Genomic DNA, 25,290 nt, shown 5'->3' with positions numbered 1-25,290 from the left:
TTTCGAGTTCGGCCAACGCGTAACATACCCCGGGTGTCTCACGCCCGGAGTAGGACTATTCATCAGGTAGTCGTAGGAATACTCCTCACGTACCGAGTGAAAATCCGAGCAAGGGGTAGGACAAAACGTCCAATTGCCAACGCGCTCCAGTGAGAATACAGTACCATATCTTCATCCCCTGTACTGGACTTTCCTGTATGTTTTCATTAAAAGTTCGTCGCGGACTGCTTCTTTTACCTCTCGCATTGTTGGCTGGTTGCAATACGGTGGTACTGAATCCGTCCGGAGACATCGCAGTTCAGCAAGGCAATCTGATTGTCATCTCGACATTGCTGATGCTGTTGATTATCGTTCCGGTAATCGCCCTGACCCTGCTGTTCGCATGGCGCTATAGAAAAAACAACACCGCGGCCAAATACGAGCCGGACTGGGACCACTCGACTCGCCTCGAGCTGATTATCTGGGGCGCGCCCCTGCTGATCATCATCGTGCTGGGCCTGCTGACCTGGATCAGCACCCACACCCTCGATCCGTACCGCCCATTGAGCCGTATCGACGCCAACCGCCCGATTCCCGCCAGCCACAAGCCGATGATCGTCGAAGTCGTGGCGCTGGACTGGAAATGGCTGTTCATCTACCCGGAGCAAGGCATCGCTTCCGTGAATGAACTGTACGCGCCCGTCGATCGTCCGATCCGCTTCAAGATCACCGCCTCGTCCGTCATGAACTCGTTCTTCATCCCCGCACTGGCAGGTCAGATCTATGCCATGCCGGGCATGGAAACGCAGCTCAATGCCGTCATCAACAAGCCTGGTGAATACAAGGGCTTTTCCGCCAACTACAGCGGTGCCGGTTTCTCGGGCATGCGCTTCAAGTTCCATGGCGTGAATGATGCGGACTTCGACAAGTGGGTGGCCACGGCCCGTGCCGGCGGCGGCGCGCTGAACCGCGACGACTACCTGTCGCTGGCGCAGCCGAGCGAACGCGACCCGGTGCGTCATTACAGCGCCGTTCCTAGCGATCTGTACAAGGCAATCCTGAACCGCACCATCGTTTCCGACGCCCTGTGCGTGACGCCGGTCGAGCCATACAAACTGGCGGTGGCAAATAGCCCGGTAGCGGCCGTAACGGCAGTAGTCGCTAGCGATGCAGTAGTTGAAAAGGGCGTTCAAGCCAAGTAACGACTGCATGAATCCCGCAGCGCAGGGTGTTAGCGCTGCAGATACTGGCGCCGCTTGCCTGGCGCCTCCCTTTTTTCTCTGAGAGTAACAATGCTAGACCATATTGATCTGACGAAGCTTATATTCGGCCGTCTGACTTGGGATGCAATTCCATTTCACGAACCTATCCTGCTGGCGACCTTTGCGATGGTTGCCCTGGGCGGCATCGCACTCGTTGCGGCGCTGACGTATTTCCGCGTCTGGGGTACCCTGTGGCGCGACTGGATCACCAGTATCGACCATAAAAAAATCGGTATCATGTACATGATCCTGGGCCTGATCATGCTGCTGCGCGGCTTTGCCGACGCGCTCATGATGCGTACCCAGCAAGCCATCGCCTTTGGCGACAATGCCGGCTTCCTGCCGCCGCATCACTACGACCAGATCTTCACCGCCCACGGCGTGATCATGATCTTCTTCGTCGCGATGCCGTTCGTCACGGGCCTGATGAACTACGTGGTGCCGCTGCAAATCGGCGCGCGCGACGTGGCGTTCCCTTTCCTGAACAACTTCAGCTTCTGGATGACCACCATGGGCGCCGTCCTGGTGATGGCCTCGCTGTTCGTCGGCGAATTCGCCCGCACGGGCTGGCTGGCCTATCCGCCGCTGTCGGGCATCGTCGGCAGTCCGGACGTGGGGGTAGACTATTACATATGGTCGCTGCAGATTGCCGGGGTCGGGACGCTATTGTCCGGTGTCAACCTGATCGCCACCATCGTCAAGATGCGCGCGCCGGGCATGACCTGGATGAAAATGCCGGTCTTCACCTGGACCGCACTGTGCACCAACATCCTGATCGTCGCCGCCTTCCCGGTGCTGACGGCTGTATTGGCCATGCTGTCGCTGGACCGCGTCGCCGGCTTTAACTTCTTCACGACGGAACTGGGCGGCAACGCCATGATGTACGTCAACCTGATCTGGATCTGGGGCCACCCTGAGGTCTACATCCTGATCCTGCCGCTGTTCGGCGTGTTCTCGGAAGTCGTTGCGACCTTCAGCAGCAAGCGCCTGTTCGGCTATGCGTCGATGGTCTACGCCACCTGCGTCATCATGATCCTGTCGTACCTGGTATGGCTGCATCACTTCTTCACCATGGGTTCTGGCGCCAGCGTCAACTCCTTCTTCGGCATCACGACGATGATCATCTCGATCCCGACGGGCGCGAAGATCTTCAACTGGCTGTTTACCATGTACCGCGGGCGTATCCGCTTTGAACTGCCGATGCTGTGGACGATCGGCTTCATGGTCACCTTCACCATCGGCGGCATGACCGGCGTCTTGCTGGCCGTACCACCAGCGGACTTTGTATTGCACAACAGCCTGTTCCTGATCGCCCACTTCCATAACGTGATTATCGGCGGCGTGGTCTTCGGCGTGTTTGCCGCGATCAACTACTGGTTCCCGAAAGCGTTCGGCTACAAGCTTGACACCTTCTGGGGCAAATGCTCGTTCTGGTTCTGGTTCGTCGGCTTCTACCTGGCCTTCATGCCGCTGTACGTGCTGGGCCTGATGGGCGTGACCCGCCGTGTCAACCACTTTGAAGATCCATCGCTGCAAATCTGGACCATCATCGCCTGGTTTGGCGCCGTCTCGATCGCCCTGGGTATCGGCTCCCTGCTGATGCAGTTCTATGTGAGTTTCCGCAACCGTCACGCGCTGCGCGACGTCACCGGCGACCCATGGGGCGGCCGTACGCTGGAGTGGGCGACCTCGTCGCCACCGCCAGACTATAATTTCGCCTTCACGCCGCAAGTGCATGAACTCGATGCATGGACTGACATGAAGAAACACGGCTACCAGCGTCCGACGTCCGGTTTCACGAAGATCCACATGCCGAAGAACACCTGGGCCGGTTTCGTGATCGCCGCACTCTCCGCTGTGGTCGGTTTCGGCCTGATCTGGCAAATGTGGCTCGTCGCCAGCGTCGGCTTCGTGGTCATGATGGTCGCCATCATCGTCCATACCTTTAACTACAAGCGCGATTACTACATCCCTGCGGAAGAAGTCATCCGTACCGAAGACGCTTATACTAAATTGCTGAGCAGCCATGTCTGATACCATCGCCCATAACACCGGCGCCGCTGGCGCCGCACCAAGCTCGCGCAGCTACTTCGTGCGCGAACACCACCCGGAAAACGGCAGCCTGCTGGGTTTCTGGCTCTACCTGATGAGCGATTGCCTGATCTTCGCCTGTCTGTTCGCCACCTATGCGGTGCTGGGCCGCAGCTACGCGGACGGCCCGACGGGCGCCGCGCTGTTCGACCTGCCGCTGGTCGCCGTCAACACGGCCATGCTGCTGTTGTCGTCGATCACGTATGGCTTCGCCATGCTGGCCATGCAGCGCAAGCAATTGCGCAGCACCCTGGTCTGGCTGGCCATCACGGGCCTGTTCGGCCTGGCCTTCCTGTCGCTGGAAATGTATGAATTCATGCACCTGATCCACGAAGGCGCCGGTCCGCAGCGCAGCGCGTTCCTGTCCTCGTTCTTCGCCCTGGTCGGTACCCACGGCTTGCACGTGACGTTCGGCGTGATCTGGCTCGTGACCCTGATGTTCCAGTTGAACAAGCATGGCCTGACCCCGGAAAACGGCCGCCGCATGATGTGCCTGTCGCTGTTCTGGCACTTCCTGGACGTCATCTGGATCGGCGTCTTCACCTTTGTCTACCTGATGGGAGTGCTGCCATGAGCGACCACCACACACACGGCGATAGCCACCACCATGACCAGCACGACCATGGCAGCCTGAAAAGCTACGCCATCGGTTTTATCCTGTCGGTGATCCTGACGGCCATTCCTTTCTGGCTGGTGATGACGAAAGCCATCACCAACTCGGGCACCATGGGCCTCGTCCTGCTGGCGTTCGCGGCCGTTCAAGTGGTGGTGCACATGGTGTACTTCCTGCACATGAACACCAAGTCGGAAGGCGGCTGGAACATGATGGCGCTGATCTTCACGATCATGATCGTGGGCATCGCCATGGCCGGTTCCCTGTGGGTCATGTACCACATGAACCACAACATGATGCCGGATCTGATGCCTGAGTACATGCATACGAAAACGGCTCCATGATGAGTCCTACGCGCCCTAGCAACACCGGGCGCGCCCCTGGCGCCGCATCGCAAGATGCCGCGCCAGGCCCACGCGGCATGGCCGTGCAGTATTCAAAAATTGCACTGGCCTTGCTGGCGGGGATCTTGTTTGCCGGTTTCTGTGCCCTGGGCACCTGGCAAGTCAAGCGCCTCTTCTGGAAGCTTGACCTGATCGAGCGCGTCGAACAACGCGTACATGCGCCCGCAACGGACGCACCTGGACCCGCAGCCTGGGCCAGCATGACGCCACAAACGGATGAGTACCGCCATGTGCGACTTTCCGGTACGTATCTCCCCCTATTCAATACCCTGGTGCAGGCAACGACGGCACTGGGCAGCGGTTACTGGCTGATGACGCCTTTGCGCCTGGCCGACGGCAGCACCGTGCTCATCAACCGCGGCTTCGTGCCCAAGCGCGCCGGCATCGGCGCCAGCACGCCGGCCGGCATCGTGCAGGTCGAGGGCTTGCTGCGCATCAGCGAGACGGGCGGCGGCTTCCTGCGCGAAAACAGTCCTGCCACGCAGCACTGGTATTCGCGCGACGTGGCCGCCATCGGCGCCTCGCACATGCTCAGCAATGTGGCGCCATATTTTGTCGATGCACAAGCAAAATCCGAAACGGCCGAGGACGCCCCCGTCGGCGGCCTGACCGTGGTCTCGTTCCACAACAGCCACCTCGTGTATGCGCTGACCTGGTTCGCGCTGGCCTTGATGGTGGCGGGCATCAGCTGGTGGCTCGCGCGCGAAGACAAGCGCCGCCGCGCGCGCCGTGCCGGCGGCAACAGTACCCAAGAAAGCGATCATGCCGGGCAGGATTGAGATCCTGCCCAACCGCGAAGTGCTGGAACGCGGTGCGGTGGCGGCCGAGATGGAACATCCGGCCGGCCACCAGAACATGAAGCTGCTGATCCAGCTGCGCTGGCTGGCCGTGATCGGCCAGATCAGCACGATCTTCGGCGTGGGCGTGGGACTGGGCATCGCCTTGCCCGTGCCCTACATGCTCGAAGTGCTGTCCTGCCTCATCGCTTTTAATTTAGCCAGTCTGCTGCGCTGGCACGAACGCCAGCCCGTGTCCAACACGGCCCTGTTCCTCGCCCTGCTGGTCGACGTGACCGTGCTGACGGCCCAGCTCTACCTGAGCGGCGGCATCAGCAACCCGTTCGCCTTCCTGTACCTGTTACAAGTCATCCTCAGCGCCGTGCTGCTGGAAGTGTGGTCGACGTGGATCATGGTGGCCATCACCAGCCTGTGCCTGGCCGGCCTGGCCTTGCTGCCCGGCCCCCTGATCCTGCCGATCGACCCCGAGCGGGGCTTTTCCAGCCTGTACGTGCAGGGCTTGCTGATCTGTTTCATCCTCAACGCGGCCTTGCTGGTGGTCTTTATTACGCGCATCAACCGCAACCAGCGCGCCGGCGACGCCAAGGTGGCCGACCTGCGCCAGCGCGCGGCGGAAGAGGAGCACATCATCCGCATGGGCTTGCTGGCCTCGGGCGCCGCGCACGAACTGGGCACGCCGCTGGCAACCTTGTCCGTCATCCTCGGCGACTGGCGCCGCATGCCCGAATTGAGCAAGAACAGCGAATTGCTGGAAGAAATCACGGAAATGCAGGCGCAATTGCAGCGCTGCAAGAGCATCGTCAGCGGCATTCTGTTGTCGGCAGGCGAGGCGCGCGGCGAATCGTCCGTGAAAACGACGATTAACACCTTCCTCAACGACCTGGTCGACGAGTGGCGCAGCAGCCGCCCGATCCACGATTTCGAGTACGATAACCGCATCGAGCACGACGTGCCCGTGGTCTTCGATTCGACCCTGAAACAAACCATTTGCAACGTGCTCGACAATGCGTTGGAAGCGTCGCCCGACTGGCTGCGCTTCGAAGCCACGCGCGAAGCGGATGCCTTGCACCTGGTCATTACCGATGCGGGCCCCGGCTTCGAACCGTCGATGCTGACGCACCTGGGCAAGCCGTATCAAAGCAGCAAGGGCAAGCCCGGCGGCGGCCTGGGCCTGTTCCTGGTGGTGAATGTCGCGCGTACCTTGGGTGGTACGGTGACGGCACGCAACCGGGTGCAGGGCGGGGCGGTGGTGCACCTGGCCTTGCCGCTGGCGGCCATCAAACTGGAAAGAGAAAGCGACCACCATGCAGGATGAGCGTCTGTTACTGATCGTGGAAGACGATGCCGCGTTTGCCCGCACCCTGGGCCGCTCGTTCGAACGGCGCGGCTACCAGGTCATCCTGGCCACGAATTTCGACGAGGCCAGCGCCTTGCTGGAGCAGCATTGCCCCGACTACGCCGTCGTCGACCTGAAGCTCAATGGCAACACCTCGGGCCTGGCCTGCGTGCAGATGCTGCACCAGCACGACCCGGAGATGCTGATCGTCGTGCTGACGGGCTACGCCAGCATCGGCACGGCCGTCGAAGCCATCAAACTGGGCGCCTGCCAGTACCTGGCGAAACCGTCCAACACGGACGACATCGAGGCGGCCTTCGGCCACGTGGCCGGCAACGCCGACATCGAACTGACCAACCGCGCCACCAACATCAAGACCCTGGAATGGGAACGCATCCACGAAATGCTGGCCGAGACGGATTTTAATATCTCGGAAACGGCCCGCCGCCTGGGCATGCACCGGCGCACGTTGGCGCGCAAGCTGGAAAAGCAGCGGGTGAAGTAGACGCCGCGCCGGCTAGTCGTCGGCGAACGTCAGGTCGAGCACGCTGTCGTCGCTCCAGTCCTGCTCCCGCAACGGCGGCGTGAACGACGAGCCGCTGAAGGGCACGGGCGCGCTTTTGCCATTGAAGCTGATCGTCGCGGCCGTGATGCGCCGCCCTTCGGCAAAGCTGTAGGTGCCTTTTTGCGACACGAAATTGCACGGCCCGCCCATTGCGCTCATCATGGTGCGCATGGCGAAAGGCAAGGTCTCCTTGTCGATGGCCCAGTGGACTTCGCACGCCAGCCGTAGGTCGCCCAGGCGGCGGATGGTGTCGCTGGTCGCCGCGCTCCTGACGTAGGGTATCCACCGTACCGAGCCCGCCTTGCGGTTCACGGTCAGTTCGGCCTTGTCGTACAGCGGCCCCTGCCCGACGGGCAAGCTGAAGATATGGCGCTCGCCCAGCGGTATCGCCAGGCCCGCCTCGTCGCCTTCCAGCCGCAGCGCGATGCCCTGCATGTCGACATCGGCACGGCGCGGCTCGAGGATGAAGCGCAACTGCGCGCCAGGCGCCAGCGCATGCTTTTCCTCGAAGCGTGCGACGCCCTTGAGCATGGCACTGTAGGGCTTCCAGTCCGGATCGCGGATGCCTTTGACATTGACGGACGCCGCCGCATCCTGCGCGGCCTGTTCCACGGCTGGTTCCGTCTCAGCGCAAGCTTGCGCCGCGGCGCTGCACAAACACAGCAGAAGCCCCGCTCTTTTAATGGCACGCATACCCGATCTTTCTATTCATCAATGAAAACGTGAGTATAGAAAAACCGACAGGGGCGAGCAGGTTTTTAAGACAGGGCGTCAATGGGGATGAATGAAGTGTTTGAAACCGCTGCTTTTCCGGGAGTCGTTTGCAAGCTATCGCATAGCCGCCGGATTGGCCGGATACGTAACAAAGTCTGGCCGACAATCATGCTCTCATGCCGGCGCCCGCCACTCCATCTTCTGCACCTGAATATGCGGATGGCTTTCCAGCGCCTCCCATTCCGGTAAAAAGACAAAACCCTGTTTCCGGTAAAACGCCGCCGCGCGTACATTCTCGGGCGCCACGTCGAGTACCAGCCGGGAATGGCCGTTGTCCACGGCGCATTGTTTCACGGCCTCGACCAGCTCCTGCGCCACGGCCATGCCCCGATAGTCGGACTGTACCCACATGGCGATCAGGTGGCACTCGCCATTGCCGGCCACCACTTGCGCGGCCAGGCCGATGGCTTGTTCTCGATCAAAGGCGAGGAAAAACGTGCGCTGCCGCGTGCTGATGGCGCGCTGCCGCCAGTCGTCATCGGAAAAAGCGGCCGCGCTGGCGTGGCTGGCGCCAAAGGCCATGGGGGCATCGAGCAGGGCGGCCAGGCGCGCGGCTTTCAGGGCCGGCCAGTCGGCGGCGCTGGTGGGGCGGATGATAATCTTGTTCAAAATGTCAATATTTTTGATGCGACAAGGGCAGTCATTGATGTATTTGGCAATATTAACAGGAACACTGGCTTGCGCATCCGTATTGCTTGCATGCGACTTAAGACTGTCCCACACTTCGATCGTCAGCAGCTGGCCGGGTGCGCAGGCGGCGATGCGCTCCGCATGCACGGTGATGCTCCCGGGCCAGCCCGTGAGTTGGTCCTGCGGAAACTCGCCATCCTGCGCTTCGGCGATGCCCGCCAGCAGCAGGGGCGCGATGACGTCCGCCGAGGCCGTGTAGCGGTTGGGAAAGCCGTTGAACGCCAGCTGGGTCGCCTTGCCTTGCTCACACAATTGAGCGATCCAGCCGGCGCCGAACAGGCCCGCTTCCCACGTGGCGAGAAACGCCTCCTTGTTGACTTTCGTCATATCGGCCAGTTGGTCCGGCGTTTCTGTCGAGATAATCGTCCACCAGCCTGACATGGGTATTCCTTGTGAAAAGTGAAAATCAACGGGTCATGGCGCGGCGCAGCAGGTAGCTGAGGCCATCGACGGCGGCCACCATCAGCAGCATGGCGACGATGACGGTGGCGGCCGGCTGCATCTGGAACAGCGACAAGTGGTACTTCAGCATCTGTCCCAGGCCGCCCGCGCCGACGACGCCGAGGATGGCGGCGGCGCGGATATTGTTTTCCCAGCGGTACAGGGTGTAGGACATCATTTGCGGGCCGCACTGCGGCAGGGTGGCGTACAGGAACGCCACGGCGGGACGGGCGCCGTTGATGCGCAGGGTGGCGGCCGGCAGGGGCGGACAGTTTTCAAACGCATCGGCAAACAGGCGGCCCAGCACGCCCACGGTGTGCAAGGCCAGCGCCAGGGTGCCCGCGAACGGCCCCAGGCCTGCGGCGATCAGCAAAATCGAGGCCCACACCAGTTCCGGGATCGAGCGCAGCACATTGAGCACGCCGCGCGTGGCATTGCGCGCCACGCGGCCGAAACGCCCGCTGGCGGGCAGGGCCAGCAGCGCGCCCAGCAGGGCGGCGATCAGCGTGCCGATGGCCGACATGGCCAGCGTCTCGAAGGTGGCCACGCCGACCTTCATCAGGAAGGCCGGCGCCAGCTCGGGCGGGGCGAAGCCGTGCAGGAAGTCGGCCGTCGTGCGCACGGCGTCGGCGCTGAAGAACTCGCCCCATTTCAGGGGCAGGGTGGCGAAGCTGGCGATGACCAGCAGCAATAAACCGGCCAGCAAGGCCCAGGTGGACCAGCGCACGGGCGCAGGGATGGGCAACATCGGCTCCGTCTTTGCAGTCTTCATGCCAGCCTCCGGCGCAGCATGGCGGAGACGGCATCGGCGCCCGCCACCAGCAGCACGAAGACCATCAGCATGGTGGCCAGTTCATTGCCTGCCATCATCTTCATGGATTCATCCATGCGCTGGCCCAGGCCGCCCGCGCCGACAAAACCCATGACGACGGAGCCGCGGATCGCGCATTCCCAGCGGTAGATCGTGTACGACACCAGTTCGGCGGCCGATTCGGGCAGGGCGCCGTACAGCAGGGCTTGCAGGCGGCCGCTGCCGTTGTGCAATAGCGCGTTGCAGGCGGCCGCGTCCGACGATTCGAGGATTTCCGCGTAGACCTTGCCCAGCATGCCGCAATACGTGAGGGCGATGGCGATCACGCCCGCCGTCGGGCCCAGGCCGACGACGCGCACCAATAGGAGTGCCCAGACCAGTTCCGGCACGCTGCGCAGCAGCACCAGCAGCGCGCGTACGCCATGGCGCAGGGCGGCGGCCAGCGGCGACACCTTGCCGGAGCCGATGCGCGAGATGGACAGGCGCTCCGTCACCAGCAGGGTCAAGGGAATGGCGCCCAGCATGGCCAGCGCCATGCCGGCCGTGGCCATGGCGATGGTTTCCCAGCTCGCTATGGCCACCAGTTGCAGGAATTCCAGCGAATGAGCGGGCGGCACGAAGCTGGCAAGGAATTGCCCCGTGGCCGCCAGGCTTTGCGCGTCGAATAAAATCCACGGCTTGAATTCAGCCTGCACCAGCATCGGCCATAGCACGATGAGGATCATGGCGGCACCGGTCAGGCGGCCGCGCCAGGCCGGGTCGCGCGGCATGGCGGTGTGCGCGGTCTTCAGCAACGGGGCCTCGCCGCGTGGAGATCGACGTCGACGGGCTCGAAGGCGGGCGAGGTGTCCGCCTGGTTGCGGTACAGCGCGGCGATCATGGCGTCGCTGACTTCGCTGCTGGGCAAGTCGAAGACGACCTGGCCGTCGCGCAAGGCGATGATGCGCGCAAAGCAGGCGCGCGCGATCTCCACCTGGTGCAGGCTGCAGATCAGGGTCGCCTCGCGTGCTTGCGCTTCCGCCTGCAGCACGTGGATGGTCTGCAGGGCCAGCGTGGGGTCGAGCGCGGACAGCGGTTCGTCGACGAGGAAGACCTCGGCATTCGAGACGAGGGCGCGGGCCATGCCGCAGCGCTGGCGTTCGCCGCCGGACAGGCGGTCGACACGCGCATACAATTTATCCTGCAGGTTGAACTTGCCCAGGGCCTCCCACGCGGCGCGCGGATCGACGGGCGCGACCAGCGAGCGGATGGCCGTCCACAAGCGCCATTGCGGCAAGCGGCCCGCCAGCACGGCGTTGACCACGCGCTGGCGCGGCGGCAGGGGCGGCGTTTGCGGCGCCAGGAACAGGCGCGCGCGCAAGGCGTGGCGTTCACGACTGGCGAGTTGCCAGGGGGAAGTGCCGAGGATGGCCAAGGTGCCGGACGCGGGACGCAGCGCGCACGCCAGGGTGTGCAGCAGGCTGGTCTTGCCGGCGCCGGAAGGGCCGATCAGGGCGATCTGTTCACCTTGGGCCACGTCCAGGCTCAGTTCGCGCAGCGCCAGCGCATGGCTGGCGGCACCCGCGTGGTGGACGCTGACCTTGTGAAGTTGGAATGTCATTCTATGTGTTGGTGCAAATGAGGGCTGGGGTCAGACCCGACGGGTCTGACCCCGGATTTCTGCTGCGTGTCGAAAATTACTTCAACAACTTCGCATCGCGCGCGGCCGCCTCGATATCCTTGTAGTTCTCGGCCTTGGTGGGGATGAACTTGGTGGCGCGCTGCAGTTCGAGGATTTCCTTGCCTTCCGGCGTGGACGGGTCCAGGGCCAGGAAGGCGTCCGTCAGCTTCTTGCGCACGACGGGGTTCATGTCGGCGCGCACGCTCCAGTTGTAGTCGTAGTAGCCGGGCGTCGTGTAGAACACGCGCACCTTGGCTGGATCGACCTTTTTCGCCTCGACCAGTTTTTCCCAAACGGAAATGTTCAGGGTGCCCGCATCGACCTTGCCGCCGGCCACTGCCGCCACGGTGGCGTCATGCGCGCCCGAGAACGCGATGCGCTTCATGTCCGTGTCCGGGTTGATCTTGGCGGCCAGCAAGTAGTAACGGGGCATCAAGTGGCCCGAGGTGGACGATTCCGAGCCGAACGTGAAATTCTTGCCTTTCAGGTCGGACAACTGATTGATGTCCTTGCTGGTGGTCACAAACACGGAGCGGAACTTCGTGTCTTCCTCGCGCTGCACCAGCGGCACGATCTTGCCGCCGCTGCGCACGTTGGCTTGCACGAAAGTAAAACCGCCGAACCAGACCATGTCCAGCTTGTGATTGATCAAGCCTTCCACGGAGGCCGCGTAATCGGTGACGGGCGTAAATTCCACCTTCATGCCCAGCTTCTTCTCCAGGTAGCTGCCCAGCGGCTTGAACTTGCGCTGCAATTCCGTCGGCGCCTCGTCGGGGATGGCGGAGACGCGCAGCACTTGCTGCGCCTGCGCCAGGCCGCTGTGGATGGCCAGGGTGGCGGCGACGGTGGCCAGGATGGCGGGGAACTTGTTGGAGAACGTGGTCATGGGAGTGCCTTTGCAAAAAATTGGTTCATTAAATGACGGAAACCCCGGCCGTGCCTTCCAGCACGTCGCCGATCACCGTGGCGTCGGCAAAGCCTTCGGCGCGGAAAATCGCCAGCACGTGCTCGACGGCTTCCGGCGCGCAGGCCACCAGCAGGGGGCCGGCCGTCTGCGGGTCCGTCAGGATGGCCTTGTCGATGGCATTGACACTGTCGGCCAGCGCCACTTGCGCGCCATAGCCCTGCCAGTTGCGCCCGGACGCGCCCGTGATGTTGCCGTTTTCGGCCAGCTGCCGCACCTGCGGCAGCAGCGGCACGTCAGCCATGGCGATGCGCGCCTGCACCTTGGCGCCGCGCGCCAGCTCCAGCGCGTGGCCCAGCAGGCCGAAGCCCGTCACGTCCGTCAGCGCATGCACGCCGTCCAGCAGGGCCAGCTTCTTGCCCGGGGTATTCAATTTGGTGGTGGCGCCGATCAGCGAAGCGTAGCCATCCTTGTCCAGCGCATTTTTCTTCAGCGCGGCCGACAGGACGCCCACGCCGATCGGTTTGCCGAGGATCAGTTTGTCGCCGGGACGCGCGCCCGCATTGCGCTTCACCTGCGACGGGTGCACCAGGCCCAGCACGACCAGGCCATAGATCGGCTCGACGGAATCGATGGTGTGGCCGCCCGCGATGGGAATGCCGGCCTCGGCGCAGATGCTTTCGCCGCCCTTTAAAATCAGGCCGATGGTTTCCACCGGCAGCTTGTTGATCGGCATGCCGACCAGGGCCAGCGCCATGATGGGCGTGCCGCCCATGGCATACACGTCGGAAATGGCATTGGTGGCGGCGATGCGGCCGAAGTCGAACGGATCGTCGACGATGGGCATGAAGAAATCCGTGGTGGCGATCAGCGCCTGCTCGTCGTTGAGCTGGTAGACGGCCGCGTCATCGGAGGTTTCTATGCCGACCAGCAATTCCTTTGGCAGGGGAAAGCCGCCGCTGCCTTTCAGGATCTCGGCCAGCACGCCGGGCGCAATTTTGCAGCCGCAGCCGCCGCCATGGGCAAATTCGGTCAATCGGATGGGGGTATTTGGTGTTACTGCGCTATCTGACATGGGAGTTCCTGCTGATGTTGTGTACTGCTATGATCATTTTTACCCCAGACGCAAAATCTGGGGTCGGACCCTCAGGGTCCGACCCCGGTATTCTGTCTTGGGTTCATTGCTTTCCGTCTCCGACGATAGCACATAATGCCCGTGCGGCTTGCTCAAAAGCATGTTCGGAAATATCGGGCAAGACCAGCGGCGTCGCCTGCGCGTAGCGGCTGAAGTTGCGCGCGATCGATTGCCGGTAGACGGGGTCGTAATGCTGCACCAGCAATTCCTCCACCAGCTCGGCCATGCGGCCCGCCGTCGCCAGCTGCTGCCAGTGAGCAATTTTCTCCTTGCCATGCAGCTGCGTCAATAACGCCAGCTGCACGTTCAGGCCCGTCGGGTCGGCCACGTAATGGGCATAGTCCTGCATCAGCAGCTGCACGCGCTGGGCCGTATCGAGCTGCACGTCGGTGCAGGCGGCCGCGCGCATCTTTTCCATCAGCGCGTCGGGCACGCGCAGCCGGCCCACTTTCTTGCTTTCGGACTCGATGAAGACGGGCAATGCCGGGTCGAAATGGCGCAGCTGCTGCCACAGGGCGCTCTCGAAGGCCTTTTGCGACGGCTGTTCTTCTTCCGGCAAGCCGCCCAGCACGGAGCCGCGGTGGGCCGCCAGTTGCTCCAGGTCGATCACTTGCGCGCCTTGCTGGTCCAGCACTTGCAGCAAGCGGCTCTTGCCGCTGCCGGTGGGACCGCACAGCACGTTGATGAAGTCGAATTGGACGGGCAAGGTGGCCAGTTCGGCGTTGACGTGGCGCCGGTATTCCTTGTAGCCGCCGTCGAGCTGCGTGACGGGCCAGCCGATGCGCGCGAGGATATGCGCCATGGCGCCGCTGCGGTTGCCGCCGCGCCAGCAATAGACGAGCGGTTTCCACTGCTGCGGATGGCCGAGCAAACCGTCCTCGATATGGCGCGCGATATTTTTCGCGATCAGTGCCGCGCCCAGTTTTTTCGCCTCGAAGGCGCTCGTCTGTTTATACAGGGTGCCGACGCGCACGCGCTCGTCATCGTCAAGCACAGGCAGGTTGATGGCGCCCGGCACGTGGTCTTCCGCGAATTCGGACGGGCTGCGCACGTCGATGATGGCGTCAAATTCGCTCAGGCGCGGCAGGATATCGCTGAAGGGAAGCACTGCAGGGTATTTCATCGTGGTACGGACGCTAGCGGGGAAACGCGTATTATCCCCGATAAACGCGGCCGGCGTCGGTGTTTGCGCCGCCAGGCCCCGCAATCGCCTCAGCCGGGCTCTTGCTGGGCAGCAAAGACATTGAGCAGGCTGTGCGGCGCTTCGTCGCCAAAGCATAGCCGGAAGACCCGCAGCGACTCGGCCGCCGCCGCGCCACTGCGCGCAAACAGCGCCGTTTCATACGCCAGCAGGGCCGTTTCCACGTCGCCGGGATGGGCGGCGAGCGCCTGCGCCAGCTCGGCGCCGTCGAACATGGCAAGGTTCGCCCCTTCGCCGGCCGGCGCCATCAGGTGCGCCGCGTCGCCCAGCAAGGTCACGCCCCGCACGCGTGGCCAGCAGTGGCCGATGGGCAGCATATGCACGGGACGGGGCAGGGGCGGCGTGTCGCTGTCGGTGATCAAGGCGGTGAGCGCCGGCGCCCAGCCGGCAAATTCCGCGGCGACGCGGGCCCGGGCGGCGGGCGCATCGGCGAAATCGATGCCGGCGAGCCACTCTTCCGGCTTGCTCAAGGCCACATACGCATGCAGCACGCCATCGGGTTCGCGGTGAGCCTGGATGCCCTTGCCGGGCGCCAGCGCGAACAGCGCGCCATCGCCGACGGCTTGCGCGCTGGCCCGGTGGCGGCGGTCGCTGTCGTGCAGATACGTTTCAATGAAGGCCATGCCCGAGTACACGGGCCGGGCGCCGGACAGCAAGGGCCGCACCCGGGACCAGGCGCCGTCCGCGCCCACCAGCAGCGTGCTTGTTACCGTGCTGCCATTCGCAAAGTGCGCAAGGTGCCGGCCGCCGTCCAGCGTCGTGACGCCAGTCAGCTTGTGGTCCCAGCGCACGGTGCCGGCCGGCAGCGCATCGAGCAGGATGCGGCGCAATTGGCCACGCGGCACTTCCGGCCGCTCGCCCGTGCCATCGTCGGGCTCGTCGAGCAAGACCGTGCCGTGCTTATCGAGCACGCGGCTCGCTTCGCCGCCCGCGTGGATGATGGCGCGAAACGCTGCGGTCAGGCCGGCCGCCTGCAGCGCGCGCTGGCCATTGTCTTCGTGGATGTCGAGCATGCCGCCCTGGCTGCGCGCCTGCGGCGACGCATCCGCCTCATAAATGGTGGCGGCGATGCCGTGCACGTGCAGCACGCGGGCGAGCATCAGCCCGCCCAGGCCCGCGCCGATGATGGTGATATGCATGATGCTTCCTTGTATGTGGACAGAGAGGTGGGCGAAGCGCCGATATAATTGAAGTGGAACGACGTTCCAGAAGAATTCTGCGGCATGGCCGCATCTGTGTCAAGATAAGCGATGCTGAAAAATGTAGCGAACCCACCAAGACGCGCCGCTTCGCTGTCGCGCGACACCATCATCGATACGGCCATCGCCCTGCTGGATGCGGATGGCGAGAGCGGCCTGACCTTCCGCGCCCTGGCAGCGCGCCTGGCCACGGGGGCGGGCGCCATTTACTGGCACGTGGCCAACAAGGAGGATTTGTTTACGGCCGCCAGCGACGCCGTGGTCGCGCGCGCCATGGAGGACGCCCCGGCAGGCGATACGCCGCAGGCGGGCATCCGTGCCGTGGCGCTGGCCGTGTTCGCGGCCATGGATGCGCATCCATGGCTGGGCTCGGCCCTGTCGCGCGCGCCGGGCCAGTTGCCCACCGTGCGCATCCTCGAACGCCTGGGCCGGCAAGTGGAAGCGCTGGGCGTGCCGCACGAGAAACAGTGGGTGGCGGCGTGCGCCTTGCTGAACTATTTGCTGGGCGTGAGCGGGCAGAATGCGGCCAACGCCGTCAATGCCAGGGGCGCGGGACTGGAGCGCGCGCATTTCCTCGACAGCATGGCCGCCACCTGGTCGCGCCTCGATGCGCAGGCGTTTCCATTCGCCCGCAAGGTGGCGGGACAGCTGCGCACGCACGGCGACCGCGAGGATTTCCTGGCGGGCATCGATTTGATCGTGCAGGGCATGCAGGCGCCGCAAGCGGGCTGCTAGCCCAGCACATGCCCCAGCAGCGGCGCCAGCAGCACCGTCACGACGCCGGAAAAGATCATCGTCAGGCTGGCCACGGCGCCTTCTTCCGTGCCCACGCGGCGCGCCACGGATAAGCCAAAACCATGCGCGGCCGCGCCATACGGGGCGCCGCGGGCGATGCGCATGCGCAAGGGCAGCAATTTTAACAAGGGCTTGCCCAGCATCAGGCCGAACAGGCCCGTCATGACGACGAAGATGCCCGTCAGCTGGGCCGAGCCGCCCATGTGGCGCGACGCTTCCAGGGCGAACGGCGTCGACACGGAACGGGCCAGCAGGCTGCGCGCCATGTCGCCGTGCACGCCCAGCAGGCGGTCCAGCAGCAGCGTGGCGGCCACGGAGGCGACGATGCCGGCGCAGCTGCCCAGGGACAGGGCCAGCCAGTGTTTGCGGATCAGCTTGCGTTCCTGGAAGATGGGCAGGGCGAACGCGACGGTGGCCGGCCCCAGCAGCCACGGCAGCCAGCGCGTCTCGCCGAAATACGTGGCGAACGGCGTCGACGTGGCCTGCACGATGACGATCAATATCGCCGAGGTACAGATGGCCGGCGTCAGCAAAAAGTGCGGATGGCGCTTGTGCAGCGCCTGGTTGGCATAGAACAAGACCAGCGTCAGCAGCAAAAACAGCAGGGACAGCAGCAAGGTGTTCATTGCACCACCCGCATCGCGCGCTGGCGCAGCCGTTTTTTCAGGCGCAGCTGGCGTTCGTAGCGGCACACCCATTCCACCGTAAACGCCGTGGCCAGCATCACGCTGGCAAAGCCCAGGCCGATATTCAGGAACAGGGTCAGGCCCTGGGTTTTCAGCAATTGCGTAAATTGCACCACGGACACCACCAGCGGGATGAAGAACAGCAGCATGTTGGCCAGCAGCCAGTTGGCGCCCAGCTCGATGGCCGAGGGCCGCACCCAGCCGGCCAGCAGCAGCGCCACCAGCAGGCCCAGGCCCACCACGCCGCCGGAAAACGGCAGGTGCAGGGCGGAGGCGGCCGCGTCGGCCAGCCACCAGGCGGCGATCAGCACGCCCACTTGCCATACGGTCTGCGCGGGCTGGCGCCAGGCCGGGGCGGGGTTCACGACAAGGGGGCGATGCTGCAAGGCTTTCACGGCAAACTTTCCAACGGCAACAGGGAGGTTTCATTGTAGAGAGCCAACATCAAAAGATAAAATGACTTAAACTCATGATTATCATTCGATATTGGAATGCATCATGGATATCCGCTCCCTGCGCTACTTCGTCGAAGTGGTCGAGCAGAACAGTTTTACGCGCGCGGCCGCCAGGCTGCACGTGACGCAGCCCACCGTCAGCAAAATGATCGCCCAGCTGGAGCAGTCGCTGGACCTGGCCTTGCTGGACCGCGCGGGCAAGCGTTTTACCTTGACGGATGCGGGCCAGGTGGTGCTGTCGCGCGCGCATGAGCTGCTGGCCCTGCATGCGGAACTGAAGGTGGAGCTGCGCGACCTGCAGCGGCTGGAGCGGGGCGAATTGCGCGTCGGCGTGTCGCCGCAGACGCATGCGACCCTGGCGCCGTGGCTGGCCGAATACCACCAGCGCTATCCCGGCATCGAGCTGAAGATGTATGAAAGCGGCACGCAGGCGATCGAGCGCGACCTGCGCACCGGCACGGTGGAACTGGGCACCATGCTCGACTATCCGGGCAACGCGGCCACGTGGCAGGATTTCGAGGCGCTGCCCCTCGTGCGCTCGCCCCTGTGCCTGCTGGCCGCGCCCGATTCGCCATGGCAGGGCCGCCGCTCGGTGGCCCTGGCCGAGCTGGCCGGCAGTCCCTTCATCTTCTACGGCGCCGCGTTCGCCCTGAACGATATCGTGGTGGACGCCTGCCAGCGAGCCGGTTTCGCGCCGCGCATCACGGGCCGCAGCGGCCAGTGGGATTTCATCGCCTCGCTGGTGCGCCTGGGCGTGGGCGTGTGCCTGCTGCCGCAGATGTATTGCGACACGCTCGACCAGGCGCAGTTTGCCGTCATTCCGCTCGATGGCCCGCCCGTGGAATGGAACCTGATGCTGGCCTGGCGCCGGGGCGGGCGCCTGTCGTTCGCGGCGCGCGCCTGGCTTGAGCTGGTCAGGGCGCACGTGGAGCGGCGCGGGCGATTACAATAGGCGCTCGCCAACCACCGCCACGCATATGAAGAACACCGGTAACGCCAGATTGAAACGCACCGCAGGCTCTTTGCTGCTGGGAATCTTATGCACCGTGGGCCTGATGAGCGAAATGGGCCATGCCCAGGCCGCCATTCCCGTATATGGCTATTTTGTCAAGAATGCCTATCCGCACGACCCCCAGGCATTTACCCAGGGCTTGCTGTTCAAGGATGGCCATCTGTATGAAAGCACGGGCCAGAATGGCCAGTCATCGTTGCGCAAGGTGGAGCTGACGACAGGCAAGGTCTTGCAGAAAACCATGCTCGACAAGGATGTGTTCGGCGAAGGCATCACGAACGTGGGGGATGAACTGATCGGCCTGACGTGGGTGTCGCAGACCGGTTATGTCTTCGACCAGAAAACCTTTAAGCTGAAGCGCACCTTCCGCTACAAGGGCGAAGGCTGGGGCCTGGCCAGCGATGCCAGGGCCGTCTACATGAGCGACGGCACGTCCGCCATCCGCGTGCTGAACCCGAAGACCCTGGCCGAGGTGCGCCGCTTCGAGGTGACGGCGGAAGGCCGTCCCATCGAGCGCCTGAATGAACTGGAAATGGTCAACGGCGAACTGTTTGCCAATGTCTGGGGCGCCGACGTGATCGCCCGCATCGATCCGGCCAGCGGCAAAGTCGTGGGTTGGATCGACCTGACGGGCTTGCTGCCGCCCGGCATGCGGGGCACCTCCAATCCCGACGCCGTCCTCAACGGCATCGCCTGGGATGCGCGGGGCAAGCGCCTGTTTGTCACGGGCAAACTGTGGCCGCAGCTGTTCGAGATCGAACTGATCGAGATCCAGCGCCATTGATGTTTCCAATAGGACAGTGTTGCTGACACCGACTCGTTTATGATGGCGCGATGTTGATCTCCCTTCGCCCCGCGCCATCCATGGCTTGCTTGCCTTTCCCCCTCCGTCGCTTGGCGGCCGCTGCCGTGCTGGCCGCCGCCATGGTGCCCATCATCGTGCCTGCCGCGCAGGCGCAAACGCCGTCCGTGCCGGTGGTCAGGCAATATGGCGACTTCGTCGTCACGCAAGACCGCCATTCGACGCAAGTGACCCTGGCTTTCCGCCAGCACGGCTATTGGCCCGGCGGCGCGCGCGAGGTGATGGAAGTGCGGCCGCTGGCCGCCACGCGCGAAGGCCAGCCCATGCTGCTGGCGTTTGCCAAAGGTTTCACGGGGCAGGGCACCATGCTGATCCATGTGCAAAATGGCGAACCGCTGATGCGGCCCATCAGCCCGCTGCAGCCGAACAACAGCGTGCGCACGGAGGGCGACCCGGAATGGGGCGTGCCGCAGCCGGGCCGTCCTGACGTGCTGCTGTTTGCCCGCGACGGCCGCGCGCTCGACACGCGCACGGGCGAGCTGCTGTGGTTTGACGTGCCTGGCAACGTCACGGGCGATCATGCGTCCGCCATGCTGGTCTCCGTCTCGCCCGACGGGCGGCGCGGCGCGTATTTGACGAATGCGCTGACGAAGGTGGGGATGATCGTCGCCACGCGCGACGATGGCGTGGCCGGCGTGCTGGACTTGCCGCCCGATACCTGGCAACGGTGGCTGAAACCGCTGTCGGATGCCGCTTCCGCGCAGGCGGGCGCCGCCATCAAGGCGCGCCAGGGCCGCACGGATTCGAACCGCATCCGGCGCGAACTGGAACTGGCCTGGTTCGGCCAGCAATTTCAATGGAAAGATGGCAAGAACGGCTGGCAAGTGACGGGCTTGGGCCGCAGTTCCGCGCCGCCGCAAGGAAAACAGCCATGACCCACCCTGAACTCATGGCCGGCTGTCTCGCCGCAGTCCTGCTGGCCGGCTGCGTGCACAGCGAGATCGCGCCCAGGGATTATCTGGCGCAAGACATCGACAAGAACCACGCGCTGGTGGAGGTGGACGTGGTCTTCGCCCAGGCGCCCGACGACAGGCTGACGTCGCGCACCACTGCGCGCAACAGCGTGGAATACGCGGGCGCGCCGCATATCGTCGTGCCGTTCTACCAGAAGGGCCTGGGATTCGACCAGGGGTTCGCGGGAACATACCTCTTCGCCGTCGTGTATCCGGTCGCCAAGGTGGAAACGGCCACGGCCAGCACCCGCGTGTTCGGCCAGCACCTGGAGGGCCAGCGCTACCGCTTCCGCGTGCCGGGCAAGGCGCAGTGGAACAGCAATGAAACCTTCATGCTGGGCTTTAGCCGCAAGGGTCGCCGCGAAGCAATCAGTTTCCGCTTCAGCAACGCGCACAGCTGCCCGTCCGCCTTCCAGGCCATCACGCCCACGTATGGCTTCCCCATCGAGGTCAGCGCCACGTTCAAGGAGGGCAAGGGCTGCCTGAAAGTGTGCGACAGCCGCGACGGCTATCCGGGCTTTTGCGCCTTCCAGCCGCCGCCAGGCGCCTGACTATCGATATGCCAGCCACGCGCCGTCGCGTGCCGGCGCGGCGTATACACGCCCCAATTTTGCACAATCTATTCAATTGTCATGTTTGGGAGGCAAGAAATGCCTGTTTTCCAGCGTTTCTCATCAATAAATTGACCCAAATCAATTCTTGTCGCGGCAAGTAAAACTTGCCGCAAAAATATCTTTCTCAGGCGTATTATGTTTCAGCCGTCGTCCAGCCATTCCCAGCGCCACGCAGCCGGGCGCGGGCACGGCATCCCCCGAAACGCATCCTTCCTGTGGAGAGACAAGAATGAAAATGCCCGTTTTAGGAAGCACCCAGCCGCCCATCACCAGGCAGCCGCTGGACCAGCTGGCCACCGACACGGCCGCCGTGCGCGCCATCGCGCAGGCGGCCGTCAGCGTGGAATTGTTTACCATTCCCCTGTACATGGCGACCATGTATTCGATCCAGGGCACGCACCAGATCAACGCGAAAGACATCAGCTACTACAAGGGCCGCCAATGGCCGGGCATGAGCACCAGCGCCCATCCCGCCTCGCCGGAAGAGGAGGCCTTCAATATCATCTTCAGCGTCTTCATCCAGGAAATGCTGCATCTGCAGATGGCGGCCAACCTGGCCACGGCCATCGGCGCGGCACCGTGTTTCACGGGCTCGGAGCTGCAATCGCTGGAGCATGGCTGGACGTGCTACGGCAAGGCGTGCACGGTGATCCCGCACATCGTCGACTTGCAGGATACGTCCGGCTACCGCCATGTGCGCGTCAACCTGGAAGAACTGAACAGCAACCAGTGCGACCTGTTCCTCGCCATCGAGCAGCCGGAAGAGCAGGCGCGCGCGCAGCTGGCCGAGTTCGACATGCACAACCACACCAAGTATTTCCCCGAGGTACCGTTCGACGGCTGGACGCCGGGCAAGCACGTGCATGACTTGCCCCTCTTCGGCACCATCGGCTACATGTACGAGTGCTATGCGCGCTATATCAGCATCGAGTACGAGGATGGTGAAACCCTGTGGCAAAAGCTGTTCGTCAATGGCTCGGTGCAGCAGGATATGTTCAACAGCCAGGTCGATGGCCACACCAAGGCGGAATTCCCCCGCTTCGACACCAGTTTTGGCCCGCAGGACCAGGATGGCGGCCAGATCCGCTCGTTCAACAAGGCCATCGACATGATGGCGGCCATCACCGACCAGGGCGAGGGCAGCGACACGGCCATCACGCGCTACCGCCGCCGGCTGCAGGCCCAGCTGATGGCCGTGAAACCCGATTACCGCGAAGACCTGGCGGCGTTGAAGGTGGATTACCCGTCCTACACCGAAGGCGGGGAGGATGCCGACTCGCGCGACGCCACCGCCCGCCACGACAGCGCCGCGTACGACCATTACGAACGTTTTGGCCAGGTCAAGGCTAAGCTGCCCGTCAAGACCTGGGCGCAATGGCACCAGGACGGCCATTCCTGGGATGAAAAGATGCTGACCAACGCCAGCTATGACAAGGCCACGGCGCCAAAGAATATCCCGGGGCCGGACGTGGTGGCGGGCGCCCTGAACCGCCTGAAGGACAAGGGCGATACCCTCAAAATGCTGAGCACGGTGGCCACGGGCGCCATCTATGGCATCACCTCGGTGCTGGATACCTACTGGCAAAAGCAGGACACGACCTTCCCATATCCCTCGATGGTGGGCGCGGGCGACCGCATGGCCATCTGCTGGGCCGTGCTGGGCCAGGCGCCGAACCTGGCGACGGGCGTGCCGAAGGCCGAGAAAGACGTGCTGTACCACGCCTGCCAGGGCATGCACCTGGCGGGCGAAGCGTCGGCCACGTGCGCGGCGCTGGCCGTGTATCACACGTGCCGCGGCTCCAACGGCTGCCATGCGCAGGGCGGCTGCGGCTTTGCGCAGCTCGATGCGGGCGGCCCTTCCGGCTGCGGCCATGCCGTCAAGGTGGCGCAAGTGGCCGGCAACCTGTGCGGCGCGCCCAAGCCCGCTCCCGGGGCGAACATCTACAGCGCGCCCAGCGACAATAAATGCGGCGGCTTCGGCGGCTGCGCCGTGCCGATCTCGGCCTCGCAGCTGTTTCCCAAGACCCTCGATGGCAAGCCGGCCACCATGACCCTGTACGACTTCGGCCCGGCGCCTGGGCACCACAACCTTCCACTGGGCCAGACCATCACCTTCGACCTGGGCGAAAGCGTCTACGAAAAGGCCTGGGAAGCGTACGGCAAGGTGATGGCGGCGCGCGGCACGCCCGTGGGGGCGGCGCCGGCGCCCACCGACCTGCGCCTGGCCCTGCCGCCGTCGACTTGATGGCGGCCACCAAGCCAGCGGTGCTTCCGCGCCTGGGCCTGCCGCATCTGGGCCTGGGCGTGGGGCTGCGCCCGCCCCATTATGCGCACATCCTGGAACATGGCCCGCAAGTGGACTGGTTCGAGATCATCAGCGAAAACTTCATCGGCAACCATGGCTATGCGCGCCACGTGCTCGATGTGGTGGCGGCCCAGGTACCCATCGTCATGCATGGCGTCTCGCTGTCGATCGGCAGCAGCGACGCCTTGAACCTGGGCTACCTGCGCCAGCTGCGCCGGCTGGCCGAGGAGATCCGCCCCGCGTGGATTTCCGACCACCTGTGCTGGACGGGCGCCGCCTCGCTCAACAGCCACGACTTGCTGCCCCTGCCGCTGGACGAGGCCAGTCTGCGCCACGTGGCGGGCCGCGTGCGGCAGGTGCAGGAGTTCCTGGGGCGGCCATTGGTCCTGGAAAACCCCAGCAGCTATGTCGAGTTTGCCCAGTCCAGCATGCCGGAATGGGAGTTCCTCGGCCGCCTGGCCGAGGACACGGGCTGCGGCCTGCTGCTGGACGTGAACAACGTCCACGTCTGCGCGCACAACCATGGCTATGACGCGGCCAGCTATCTGCGCCAGTTGCCACACGACCACATCGTGCAACTGCACCTGGCCGGCCCCACGCAGTGCGGCGAGGTGCTGATCGATACGCACGATGCGCCCGTGCCGGCCGCCGTCTGGCGGTTGTACGCGCTGGCGCAGCGGCTGACGGGCGGCGTGCCGGCCCTGCTGGAGTGGGATGCGAATATTCCCGCCTATCCGCAATTGCTGGCGGAACTGGACAAGGCGCGCGCGGCCGAACGGGGCGCGTTCGCGGACGATGCTTGCCTGGCCACGGCCAGCGCTGCCGTGGCCGTTTCCGCGCCGCTGGCGTTTCATGCGGGGGCCGTGCATGGCTGAGCGCGATCGCGATCTGCCTGGCGCGCCGCTGGCGCAAGTGCAGGCGTGGTTCCTGACGGCCATGACGGCGCCCGGCGGCGCGGCGCGCGGCGTGGAACTGGCGGACCAGCGCCACGGCTTGCAGGCGGCTCAGGTGCTGAAGGGCGCGGCCCGCCTGCACATCTACGCGGATGGCTACGTGCTGCGCCTGCTCGAATGCCTGCAAGCCGATTATCCCGTCCTGCGCCGCGTCATGGGTGACGCGCTGTTCGGTTTTTTTGCGCGCGCCTACATCTGGCGCCACCCGTCCGTCTCCACCACCTTGCATGACCTGGGCGGCGGCTTTGCCGATTTCCTCGCCGCCAGCCAGGCGCGTGCGGGAGAGGGCGCGCAAGGCGCCGCTTTGCGTTTCCCCGTCGAGCTGGCCCGGCTGGAGCGGGCGCGCGGCGAGGCGAGCCGGGCGCCGGGACTGGAAAAATTGCCACGGCCGCTATTGCCCGTGTTGCCATCGGGCCTGGCTTTGCTGCTGGGGCAGACACCAGCGTGGCGGCTGGCGCCGTGCACGCGGCTGCTGGCCTTGACGTATCCCGTGCAGGCCTACTGGCAACAGGCGCAGGCGGCGCCGGACGATGCCGTGCCGCCCCAGCCCGGGGAAGCCCCCGGCTTCGTCGCCATTGCCCGCCTGCATTACCGGCTGGCCATGCACGACTTGCAGCCGTGGCAATTCTATTGGCTGCAGGCGCTGGCCGGTGGCGCGCCGCCGCCCGACTGCGCGCGGCAGGCGGCCCAGGCCAGCGGCCGTTCCCTGGACGAGGTGCTGGCCGACGCCATGCTGTGGCTGCCCATGGCGGCCGCGGCTGGCATGATCACTGGCGCGACTGCGGATTAAAAA

General features: G+C 64.3%; 26 protein-coding genes. 15 read left to right on the top strand and 11 right to left on the bottom strand.

The genetic code is table 11. The annotated features are described in order from the left end of the window. Window positions 1-197 precede the first annotated feature (197 nt). The 7 genes from cyoA to BM193_RS10755 all read left to right on the top strand — a co-directional run bounded on the left by cyoA (window position 198) and on the right by BM193_RS10755 (window position 6,987). Window positions 198-1,181, top strand: coding sequence for a ubiquinol oxidase subunit II (gene cyoA / locus BM193_RS10785; RefSeq protein ID WP_254786049.1), 984 nt, complete (start codon window positions 198-200; stop codon window positions 1,179-1,181). A 90-nt stretch (window positions 1,182-1,271) separates the two neighbouring features. Further along, window positions 1,272-3,275, top strand: a complete 2,004-nt coding sequence (gene cyoB, locus BM193_RS10780; RefSeq protein ID WP_092797726.1) for a cytochrome o ubiquinol oxidase subunit I — start codon at window positions 1,272-1,274, stop codon at window positions 3,273-3,275. Beyond that, window positions 3,268-3,906 (top strand): cytochrome o ubiquinol oxidase subunit III, encoded by a 639-nt coding sequence (gene cyoC / locus BM193_RS10775; RefSeq protein ID WP_092797725.1) that lies wholly within the window; start codon window positions 3,268-3,270, stop codon window positions 3,904-3,906. Before cyoB ends, cyoC begins: the two co-directional genes overlap by 8 nt. Then, the gene (gene cyoD, locus BM193_RS10770; protein ID WP_092797724.1) at window positions 3,903-4,289 is read left to right on the top strand and encodes a cytochrome o ubiquinol oxidase subunit IV; all 387 of its coding nucleotides are present in this window, start codon (window positions 3,903-3,905) and stop codon (window positions 4,287-4,289) included. Before cyoC ends, cyoD begins: the two co-directional genes overlap by 4 nt. Then, window positions 4,286-5,128, top strand: a complete 843-nt coding sequence (locus tag BM193_RS10765) for an SURF1 family protein (protein ID WP_092797723.1) — start codon at window positions 4,286-4,288, stop codon at window positions 5,126-5,128. The genes cyoD and BM193_RS10765 overlap by 4 nt, the downstream gene beginning before the upstream one ends. Then, complete coding sequence (locus tag BM193_RS10760; protein ID WP_092797722.1) at window positions 5,112-6,461, top strand: ATP-binding protein; 1,350 nt, start codon at window positions 5,112-5,114, stop codon at window positions 6,459-6,461. Before BM193_RS10765 ends, BM193_RS10760 begins: the two co-directional genes overlap by 17 nt. After that, window positions 6,451-6,987: a response regulator transcription factor gene (locus BM193_RS10755; RefSeq protein ID WP_076568590.1), complete on the top strand. Its 537-nt coding sequence runs from the start codon at window positions 6,451-6,453 to the stop codon at window positions 6,985-6,987. The genes BM193_RS10760 and BM193_RS10755 overlap by 11 nt, the downstream gene beginning before the upstream one ends. Before the next feature lie 12 nt (window positions 6,988-6,999). Here the strand turns inward: BM193_RS10755 and BM193_RS10750 are convergent, their stop codons facing one another. The 9 genes from BM193_RS10750 to BM193_RS10710 form a co-directional block, all read right to left on the bottom strand. Further along, window positions 7,000-7,659: a hypothetical protein gene (locus BM193_RS10750; RefSeq protein WP_092797721.1), complete on the bottom strand. Its 660-nt coding sequence runs from the start codon at window positions 7,657-7,659 to the stop codon at window positions 7,000-7,002. A 276-nt stretch (window positions 7,660-7,935) separates the two neighbouring features. Beyond that, entirely contained in the window at window positions 7,936-8,892 is a 957-nt protein-coding gene (locus BM193_RS29095) for a GNAT family N-acetyltransferase (RefSeq protein WP_254786047.1), read from the bottom strand. A 25-nt stretch (window positions 8,893-8,917) separates the two neighbouring features. Next, on the bottom strand, window positions 8,918-9,724 hold the full coding sequence (phnE, locus tag BM193_RS10740; protein WP_092797720.1) for a phosphonate ABC transporter, permease protein PhnE: 807 nt from the start codon (window positions 9,722-9,724) through the stop codon (window positions 8,918-8,920). Then, a complete protein-coding gene (locus BM193_RS10735) occupies window positions 9,721-10,533 on the bottom strand; it encodes a PhnE/PtxC family ABC transporter permease (protein ID WP_092798054.1) in 813 nt (270 codons plus the stop codon). Before BM193_RS10735 ends, phnE begins: the two co-directional genes overlap by 4 nt. Before the next feature lie 17 nt (window positions 10,534-10,550). Then, entirely contained in the window at window positions 10,551-11,363 is an 813-nt protein-coding gene (locus BM193_RS10730; RefSeq protein ID WP_092797719.1) for a phosphonate ABC transporter ATP-binding protein, read from the bottom strand. A gap of 76 nt (window positions 11,364-11,439) precedes the next feature. Continuing rightward, the gene (locus BM193_RS10725) at window positions 11,440-12,309 is read right to left on the bottom strand and encodes a putative selenate ABC transporter substrate-binding protein (protein ID WP_092797718.1); all 870 of its coding nucleotides are present in this window, start codon (window positions 12,307-12,309) and stop codon (window positions 11,440-11,442) included. A 28-nt stretch (window positions 12,310-12,337) separates the two neighbouring features. Then, on the bottom strand, window positions 12,338-13,402 hold the full coding sequence (selD, locus tag BM193_RS10720; RefSeq protein ID WP_092797717.1) for a selenide, water dikinase SelD: 1,065 nt from the start codon (window positions 13,400-13,402) through the stop codon (window positions 12,338-12,340). 103 nt (window positions 13,403-13,505) lie between these two features. Then, on the bottom strand, window positions 13,506-14,585 hold the full coding sequence (gene mnmH / locus BM193_RS10715) for a tRNA 2-selenouridine(34) synthase MnmH (RefSeq protein WP_092797716.1): 1,080 nt from the start codon (window positions 14,583-14,585) through the stop codon (window positions 13,506-13,508). A gap of 89 nt (window positions 14,586-14,674) precedes the next feature. Continuing rightward, the gene (locus BM193_RS10710) at window positions 14,675-15,802 is read right to left on the bottom strand and encodes an FAD-dependent oxidoreductase (RefSeq protein ID WP_092797715.1); all 1,128 of its coding nucleotides are present in this window, start codon (window positions 15,800-15,802) and stop codon (window positions 14,675-14,677) included. A 111-nt stretch (window positions 15,803-15,913) separates the two neighbouring features. Here BM193_RS10710 and BM193_RS10705 point away from each other — a divergent pair, with 111 nt between their 5' ends. After that, window positions 15,914-16,597 carry a TetR/AcrR family transcriptional regulator gene (locus BM193_RS10705; RefSeq protein WP_092797714.1) on the top strand — a complete coding sequence of 228 codons (684 nt, stop codon included), beginning with the start codon at window positions 15,914-15,916 and terminating at the stop codon, window positions 16,595-16,597. On the opposite strand, the gene BM193_RS10700 is transcribed toward BM193_RS10705, so the two are convergent. Together BM193_RS10700 and BM193_RS10695 are read right to left on the bottom strand one after the other, a co-directional pair. Further along, window positions 16,594-17,283, bottom strand: a complete 690-nt coding sequence (locus BM193_RS10700; protein WP_092797713.1) for an LrgB family protein — start codon at window positions 17,281-17,283, stop codon at window positions 16,594-16,596. The genes BM193_RS10705 and BM193_RS10700 overlap by 4 nt on opposite strands. Beyond that, complete coding sequence (locus tag BM193_RS10695) at window positions 17,280-17,738, bottom strand: CidA/LrgA family protein (RefSeq protein WP_092797712.1); 459 nt, start codon at window positions 17,736-17,738, stop codon at window positions 17,280-17,282. The genes BM193_RS10700 and BM193_RS10695 overlap by 4 nt, the downstream gene beginning before the upstream one ends. A gap of 103 nt (window positions 17,739-17,841) precedes the next feature. On the opposite strand from BM193_RS10695, the gene BM193_RS10690 reads away from it, so the two are divergent. The 7 genes from BM193_RS10690 to BM193_RS10660 all read left to right on the top strand — a co-directional run bounded on the left by BM193_RS10690 (window position 17,842) and on the right by BM193_RS10660 (window position 25,287). Further along, window positions 17,842-18,750, top strand: coding sequence for a LysR family transcriptional regulator (locus tag BM193_RS10690; RefSeq protein ID WP_092798053.1), 909 nt, complete (start codon window positions 17,842-17,844; stop codon window positions 18,748-18,750). Between the two features lie 25 nt (window positions 18,751-18,775). Further along, a complete protein-coding gene (locus tag BM193_RS10685; protein ID WP_217638454.1) occupies window positions 18,776-19,594 on the top strand; it encodes a glutaminyl-peptide cyclotransferase in 819 nt (272 codons plus the stop codon). A 50-nt stretch (window positions 19,595-19,644) separates the two neighbouring features. Next, window positions 19,645-20,547, top strand: a complete 903-nt coding sequence (locus tag BM193_RS10680; protein WP_139176118.1) for a hypothetical protein — start codon at window positions 19,645-19,647, stop codon at window positions 20,545-20,547. Further along, the gene (locus BM193_RS10675) at window positions 20,544-21,176 is read left to right on the top strand and encodes a hypothetical protein (protein WP_139176117.1); all 633 of its coding nucleotides are present in this window, start codon (window positions 20,544-20,546) and stop codon (window positions 21,174-21,176) included. Before BM193_RS10680 ends, BM193_RS10675 begins: the two co-directional genes overlap by 4 nt. 292 nt (window positions 21,177-21,468) lie before the next feature. Next, on the top strand, window positions 21,469-23,484 hold the full coding sequence (locus tag BM193_RS10670; protein ID WP_092797709.1) for a ferritin-like domain-containing protein: 2,016 nt from the start codon (window positions 21,469-21,471) through the stop codon (window positions 23,482-23,484). Next, window positions 23,484-24,419: an MNIO family bufferin maturase gene (locus tag BM193_RS10665; RefSeq protein ID WP_092797708.1), complete on the top strand. Its 936-nt coding sequence runs from the start codon at window positions 23,484-23,486 to the stop codon at window positions 24,417-24,419. The genes BM193_RS10670 and BM193_RS10665 overlap by 1 nt, the downstream gene beginning before the upstream one ends. After that, on the top strand, window positions 24,412-25,287 hold the full coding sequence (locus BM193_RS10660) for an HvfC/BufC N-terminal domain-containing protein (RefSeq protein WP_254786045.1): 876 nt from the start codon (window positions 24,412-24,414) through the stop codon (window positions 25,285-25,287). Before BM193_RS10665 ends, BM193_RS10660 begins: the two co-directional genes overlap by 8 nt. Window positions 25,288-25,290: the final 3 nt, after the last annotated feature.

Origin of the sequence: Janthinobacterium sp. 344 (assembly GCF_900112025.1) — a bacterium.
Classification (GTDB): domain Bacteria; phylum Pseudomonadota; class Gammaproteobacteria; order Burkholderiales; family Burkholderiaceae_D; genus Janthinobacterium.
The sequence above is the reverse complement of the archived record's forward strand: the minus strand, read 5'-3'. Positions and strand labels throughout refer to the sequence as shown.